At 74.0% G+C, this 6,060-nt stretch carries 7 protein-coding genes and 1 pseudogene; 5 read left to right on the plus strand and 3 right to left on the minus strand.

Annotated elements, in window-relative coordinates; all coding sequences use genetic code 11:
• Positions 1-14: 14 nt before the first annotated feature.
• From ACLF5H_RS07660 to ACLF5H_RS07670, 3 genes are all read left to right on the plus strand, one after another.
• Complete coding sequence (locus tag ACLF5H_RS07660; RefSeq protein WP_421675303.1) at positions 15-662, plus strand: FMN-binding negative transcriptional regulator; 648 nt, start codon at positions 15-17, stop codon at positions 660-662.
• Positions 663-847: 185 nt separating this feature from the next.
• A complete protein-coding gene (locus ACLF5H_RS07665) occupies positions 848-1,522 on the plus strand; it encodes a CBS domain-containing protein (RefSeq protein ID WP_421675304.1) in 675 nt (224 codons plus the stop codon).
• 55 nt (positions 1,523-1,577) lie between these two features.
• Positions 1,578-2,858, plus strand: a complete 1,281-nt coding sequence (locus ACLF5H_RS07670; RefSeq protein WP_421675305.1) for an MFS transporter — start codon at positions 1,578-1,580, stop codon at positions 2,856-2,858.
• A 169-nt stretch (positions 2,859-3,027) separates the two neighbouring features.
• Here ACLF5H_RS07670 and ACLF5H_RS07675 read toward each other — a convergent pair whose 3' ends face one another.
• A complete protein-coding gene (locus tag ACLF5H_RS07675) occupies positions 3,028-3,939 on the minus strand; it encodes a universal stress protein (protein ID WP_421675306.1) in 912 nt (303 codons plus the stop codon).
• 172 nt (positions 3,940-4,111) lie between these two features.
• On the opposite strand from ACLF5H_RS07675, the gene ACLF5H_RS07680 reads away from it, so the two are divergent.
• Together ACLF5H_RS07680 and ACLF5H_RS07685 are read left to right on the plus strand one after the other, a co-directional pair.
• Positions 4,112-4,270 carry a hypothetical protein gene (locus ACLF5H_RS07680; protein WP_421675307.1) on the plus strand — a complete coding sequence of 53 codons (159 nt, stop codon included), beginning with the start codon at positions 4,112-4,114 and terminating at the stop codon, positions 4,268-4,270.
• Between the two features lie 93 nt (positions 4,271-4,363).
• The gene (locus tag ACLF5H_RS07685) at positions 4,364-5,260 is read left to right on the plus strand and encodes a universal stress protein (protein ID WP_421675308.1); all 897 of its coding nucleotides are present in this window, start codon (positions 4,364-4,366) and stop codon (positions 5,258-5,260) included.
• Positions 5,261-5,299: 39 nt separating this feature from the next.
• On the opposite strand, the gene ACLF5H_RS07690 is transcribed toward ACLF5H_RS07685, so the two are convergent.
• Complete coding sequence (locus ACLF5H_RS07690) at positions 5,300-5,854, minus strand: hypothetical protein (protein ID WP_421675309.1); 555 nt, start codon at positions 5,852-5,854, stop codon at positions 5,300-5,302.
• A 106-nt stretch (positions 5,855-5,960) separates the two neighbouring features.
• Positions 5,961-6,060: pseudogene (locus ACLF5H_RS07695) on the minus strand (IS982 family transposase); the annotation flags it as partial.

Raw genomic sequence — 6,060 nt, forward strand, 5'->3', positions numbered from 1 at the left:
CCGAGGAGACCCATATGTTCATCCAGCCCTGGGACGCCGGTCTGGACGACGCCGAATGGCAGACCTGGATCGCCGACGGCCATGACTTTGGACACCTCTGCGTCAACGGTCTGCCCGGTGCGGCGCCCGTCGTCGTCCCCACCCACTTCGTCAGCGACGGCAACCGGCTGCTGATCCACCTCGCCCGGCCCAACCCGGTCTGGAAGGCGATCGAGCACGACCCGAACGTCACCTTCGACGTCAGCGGCGACTACGCCTTCATCCCCGGCACCTGGCGCGCCGCGCCCGGCGTCCCGGCCACCGACGGCGTGCCGACCAGCTACTACGCGTCCGTCCAGTTCACCTGCCGCGCCCGCGTCATCGACGACCCCCGGGCCAAGGCCGAGCTGCTGCGCCGTCAGCTGGCGCACTTCCAGCCCGACGGCGACCACGGCCCGGTCGAGGTCGACCAGCCGCCCTACGGCCGGATGCTGCCGGGCATCCGCGGCCTGGAACTGGATGTGGTCGAGGTGCGCGCCAAGTTCAAGTACGACAACCAGAAGCCCCTGGAACTGCGAACCACCGTCGCCGACCGCCTCACCGAACGCGGCGAGGGCCTCGACGTGCCCACGGCCCGCCAGCAGCTACGCCGGGTGGACCGCATCGGCACCTGGAAGGCCTGACCTCCGCCTCCCGGCCGGGCGAGCACGCCTCACCCGGACGCCGAGCCGGGCGCCGGAGTGCGCTCGCATGATCGCCGTACTCTCCGCAGAATGGTGCTGTATCCGACCTGCCACGCGGGCCTCACCGCCGTACGGCGCCGCAGCCCGGTCTCCGCGAGGTGGGCGCCCCGTATCCGGGAGGCGACATGCACCACCGCACGGTCGAGGAGCTCATGACCCGGGACGTCGTCCGGGCCCGCAGGGACACCTCGTTCAAGGAGCTCGCGAGGTTTCTGGAGGAGAACGACATCACCGCCGTACCCGTGGTGGACGAGACGGACCGGCCGATCGGCGTGGTGTCCGAGGCCGATCTGCTGCGCAAGAGCGCCGATCAGGCCGACCCTTCGGGGCTGGCCCCCGTCCCGCACTTGGAGGCATGGGAGCGGGCCAAGGCCGAGGGCGCACGCGCCGAGGAACTGATGTCCGCTCCCGCGGTGTGCGCCCGGCCCGAGTGGACCGTGGTGGAGGCGGCCCGGCTCATGGAGACCCAGCACGTCAAACGGCTGCCCGTGGTGGACGAGGCGGACCGGCTCGTGGGCATCGTCAGCCGGGCCGACCTGTTGCGGATCTTCCTGCGCCGCGACGAGGCGATCCGTGAGGAGATCAACCGGGATCTGCTGCGGGGCACGCTGCTCCTGGACCCCCGCGATGTGACGGCCGACGTGCGCGACGGCCGGGTCACCCTCTCCGGCATCGTGGAGTTCAAGAGCCAGATCCCCGTCGTGGAGCAGCTGTGCCGGGGGGTCGACGGGGTGGTGTCGGTGTCCGGGGACCTCACCTTCCGGACCGACGACGTCCGGGACGCGCCCGCCGGGACGTGACCGCCGGTTCCGGCCGGGGGCCGTCCCCGGTCCCGCCGCCGGTCCCGCCGCCGGGATGAGGCCGCTCGGCCTGGGGGAGACGTTCGCCGCGCTGCGGGTGCGCGACTTCCGGCTGTACTTCACGGGCCAGTGCGTGAGTCTGGTCGGCACCTGGATGCAGGCGGTGGCCCAGTCCTGGCTGGTCCTCGACCTGACCGGCTCGGGCACGGTGCTGGGGCTGGTGGTGGCCGTACAGTTCCTGCCGGTGCTGCTGCTCGGCCCGTACGGCGGGCTTGTCGCCGACCGCGCCGACAAGCGCCGCCTGCTGCTGGCCACCCAGACGGCCCTGGCCGCGCTCGCCCTGATCCTGGGCCTGCTCACCGTCACCCATCTCGTGCGGCTGTGGATCGTGGTGATCCTCGCGATCGCCCTGGGCACGGTCAACGCGATCGACAACCCGACCCGGCAGACCCTGGTGCCCGAGGTGGTCGGGCCGGATCTGCTGCGCGACGCGGTCGGTCTGAACAGCGTGACGACCAACGCCGCCCGCGCTGTCGGCCCGGCGCTCGCCGGCATCCTGATCGCCTCCGTCGGCGTGGGCGTGTGCTTCCTGGCCAATGCCGCCAGCTTCGCCGCCGTGCTGCTCGCCCTCGGCATGATGCGCGCCGACCGGCCCCGGCCGAACCTGCCCGTCGAGAAGGGGCCGGGACAGCTGGCGGCCGGGCTGCGCTACGTCCGCGGCACCGCGGGGCTGTGGGCGCCGCTGGCCATGATGGCGCTGATCGGCACCCTCGCCTACGAGTTCCAGGTGGTCCTCCCGGTGCTGGCCCGCACGAGCGCGCACGGCGACGCGCGCACCTACGGGTTCATGACCTCGGCCATGGGCCTGGGCGCGGTGGCCGGCGGGCTTGCCGTGGCCGCCTTCGGCAGGGCCGGGACGGTCCCGCTGATCCGAGCCGCCGCCTTCTTCGCCGCCGCGCTCACCGCGGCGGCCGTCATTCCGTGGCTGCCCGGCGTGCTCGCGGCACTCGCCGTCGTGGGCGCGGCGAGCACCGCGTTCCTGGCGACCGGGAACACCACCCTGCAACTGGTCGCCGAGCCGTCCCTGCGCGGCCGGGTGATGGCGCTGTGGTCGGTGACCTTCCTCGGCAGCACCCCCGTCGGCGGACCCGTCGTCGGGGTCGTGGCCCAGCACCTCGGCCCGCGGGCCGGGCTCGGCCTGGGCGCCGCCGCCTGTCTGGCCGCCACCGTCCTCGGCCTCGCCGTCCTGCCACGGGTCGCACCGGAGCATCGGCACCTCGAACCCCGGCCGGCCCCTTGTCACCCGCTGCCGCCCACCGAGACCGACCGGACCTGAGCCGTCAGAGCCGTGACCGGGCGCGGGTCAGCTTTGGGCGCCCGCCCGGGCTCCACCGGGCGGGACCCGGTCCGCTTGCCGGAAGCGGGCCGCGCCCGGACGCCCGCCGACGGCTCGCCTGCGGTCACGATGGCTCGTGGCTCCCTTCGTACCGGCTCGGCGCCCCGGCTCACCCGTGGGTCGGGACCGCGATCACGGGGCAGCGGGCGTGGTGCAGCACGCCCTGGCTCACCGAGCCCAGCAGCATGCCGGCGAAGCCGCCGCGCCCCCGCGTGCCCACCACCAGGCCCAGCGCGTGTTCCGAGGCCTCGGTGAGCACCTGCACCGGATGACCCGCGATCACTTCGTGGTGCAGGTCCACCTCGGGATAGCGGGCATGGCGGCCCGCCACGATCTCGGAGAGCAGCCGCCGGGACTCGTCCTGCGGCCCGCGCTCGTCGAAGACCCGCAGCGGACCGTGCTCCCACACCAGCAGGGCCCGCAGCCCCGCGCCGCGCAGCGCCGCCTCCTCGAACGCCACGTCGACCGCCGCCGCCGAGCGTTCGCTGCCGTCGACGCCGACGACGTAGTACGGCGGGTCCTGAGCGGTGTGTTCCGGCTCGGGCACGACCACCAGGGGGCAGCGCGTGCGGGCCATCACCGGGAGGGCGATCGACGCGGAGCCGAACACCTCCTGGCGCCGGCTCAGGTGGTGCGAGCCGAGGACGAGCGAGCTGGCGTCGCGGCTCTGCTCGCACAGCGTCCACACCGGATCGCCCTCGGCGAGCAGCGTGTCCACCTCCAAGCCCGGGTGCCGGGCCGTGACGAACTCCGCGGCCTCCTCCAGCACCTTCTTCCCGGCCTCGTGCAGCGCCTCGTTCCACCCCTCCCAGGAGGGCGGCACCGCCGTCCTGCGGTCACCGGGGGTCGGTACGCCCTCGACATGGACCAGCCGCAGCGGCAGCCGGCGGCGGGCGGCCTCGTCCGCCGCCCAGGCCGGTGCCGTCCGGCGGGCGGGGTCGGGATCGAGCCCCACCACGATCGGCCGACGGCCGGAGCCGGGGTCACGGTCGTCCTTGCGCGCGGGTACGGGAGCGGACATCGCCCCATCTCCTCCCTGCGGCGGAGCGCCGCCGCGACTTCCATGAAAGCCCGGAACCGGAGGCCCTGCCAGGGGACCATCGGCCCCCGGCGGGACCCTTCGGAGCGACCACGTGGGACCCTTCGGCGCGACCACCGGGAATCGGGACGAATAGGATCTATGGGCTGGGATCATGGGCGCCGACCGGGACGCCGTGCAGGTGGCCGTGCGCGACGGCATCGTGGAACTGACCGGACGGATGCCCGCGGCGACCGCGCGGCGACTGCTCGCGGAGACCCAGCGGATCGCCGACGTGGCCGGGGTGAAGAACCTCCGCACCCCGGGCACCTGACACCGGTCGCCACCGCGGCATCACGCCGGTGCCAAAAACCACCGCGGCATCACGCCGGTGCCGGAACCGGAACCCACCCCGGAGGCGCGGACCATGTCCCGAACCGTCACCGCAGGCATCGACGACTCGCCCGAGAGCCGGGCCGCCGCCGAGTGGGCGGCCCGCGAGGCACTGCTGCGCGGCCTGCCCCTGAAGATCGTGTACGTCCAGGAGCCCATGTCCAGGATGGCGGCCCGGACCCCGCTGTTCGACCTCGACAGCTACCGGCGCTGGGCCGAGCGGATGGCCGAGGAGGCCGCCACCGGCCTCCGGGCCCGCCATCCGGACCTCGACGTGAGCACCGCGCAGCTCACGGGGACCGTGGCCGATGTGCTGTGCGAGGCCGCGGGCGACGCCGAACTGCTCGTGCTGGGCTCCCGGGGCCTCGGCCGGCTCGGCGGGTTCCTGGTCGGCTCGGTGAGCCTCGCCGTCGTGGCCCGCGCCGAACGCCCGGTGGTGCTGGTGCGGGCGGGGGAGGAGACCGGTGACGGGCGGCGGACGGAGCCGGCGGGCGCACCGCCCGGCACCGGAGCCGTCGTGCTCGGACTCGACGTCGACGAACCGGCCGAACCTCTGCTGGAGTTCGCCTTCGAGGCCGCCGCGCGCCACGGAGTCCCGCTGCGCGCCGTCCACGTCTGGCCCGAGCCACCGACCTCCTTCTACCGCTTCTACGGCGACGCCGAACTCTACGACGACCTGCAGCGCGGGCAGGCCACCCTGCTGACCGAGGCGCTGCGCCCCTGGCGGCAGAGGTACCCGGACGTCGAGGTGATCGAGGCGAGCCGCTGCGGCCGCGCCGCACAGGTTCTCGTCGACCAGTCCCATGACGCCTGTCTCGTGGCCGTCGGCCGCCGCGTCCGCACCCGCTCCTTCGGCTTCCACCTCGGCCATGTCCTGCACTCCGCGTTGCACCACATCGCCGCCCCGGTCGCGGTCGTCCCGCACAGCTGACGTCCCGCACAGCTGACGGCCGCCCCGCGCGAGCGCTGTTCAGCGGGGCCCCACCAGATCCCACTCCCGGTCCCAGAGGGCCAGTCGGCGCCGGTCGAGACGGGCCCGCGCGAAGGCGCCCGCGCCCAGCACCGGGGCCGCGGCGACCAGCGCGGCGCCGGCGGCGAGCAGACCGGCCTCGATGTGCCCCTCGGCACGATCCGTGGGCGCCGTCGTGACCAGCCGTCCCCGGTCGTCCTGCCACAGATGCACCGTCGTGCCCCGGGGCAGGCTCGGGTCAACCAGCGTGTGCCCGGTACGAGGCGTACCGTCCGGCGCCACCCAGCGCACGGCGTCCTGCACCCGCCCGTCCGCCGACCACTGCGCGGCGATGCCCTGCGGCGCGTCGGCCGTCAGGACCGCCCGTACGGGATGGCGTTGCGCGCGCTGCTCCGCGAACCGGTGCTCGGCGGTGCGGAACGCCAGCGGCGCGACGACCGCGCCGACGAGCACCACGACCGCCCAGACGGCCAGCACGAGCCACGCCTCCAGGACGTCCTCGCGCCGTCGCAGCGGATTGCTCCGCCACCGCCACAGATGCCGTTTGCCGCTCATCACGGAGACCTCCGCCTCATGCCGGATCCTTCGCCTTCGACGATGCCTCCGAGGGACCCGCGCGCACAGGGGCCGAGGGACCTCTAGATGAGTGAGTCCGATGTTCTCAGTGGTCGTAGGCGATCAGGGATCGTTTGATCTTGGCGCCGGTGGTCCAGTTGTGCCAGATGCCGGCTGCCAGGGCGAGGAGTCGTTGTCCGGTGCGG

The sequence above is a fragment of the Streptomyces sp. LaBMicrA B280 genome, from assembly GCF_049222185.1.
Classification (GTDB): Bacteria; Actinomycetota; Actinomycetes; order Streptomycetales; family Streptomycetaceae; genus Streptomyces; species Streptomyces murinus.

Bases quoted from the DNA above. Each gene is read 5' to 3' on its own strand.
- ACLF5H_RS07680 (WP_421675307.1), top strand. From the start codon at position 4,112: ATGGGCGCCGACCGGGACGCCGTGCAGGTGGCCGTGCGCGACGGCATC.
- ACLF5H_RS07660 (WP_421675303.1), top strand. From the start codon at position 15: ATGTTCATCCAGCCCTGGGACGCCGGTCTGGACGACGCCGAATGGCAG.
- ACLF5H_RS07665 (WP_421675304.1), top strand. From the start codon at position 848: ATGCACCACCGCACGGTCGAGGAGCTCATGACCCGGGACGTCGTCCGG.
- ACLF5H_RS07690 (WP_421675309.1), bottom strand. From the start codon at position 5,854: ATGAGCGGCAAACGGCATCTGTGGCGGTGGCGGAGCAATCCGCTGCGA.
- ACLF5H_RS07685 (WP_421675308.1), top strand. From the start codon at position 4,364: ATGTCCCGAACCGTCACCGCAGGCATCGACGACTCGCCCGAGAGCCGG.
- ACLF5H_RS07675 (WP_421675306.1), bottom strand. From the start codon at position 3,939: ATGTCCGCTCCCGTACCCGCGCGCAAGGACGACCGTGACCCCGGCTCC.
- ACLF5H_RS07670 (WP_421675305.1), top strand. From the start codon at position 1,578: ATGAGGCCGCTCGGCCTGGGGGAGACGTTCGCCGCGCTGCGGGTGCGC.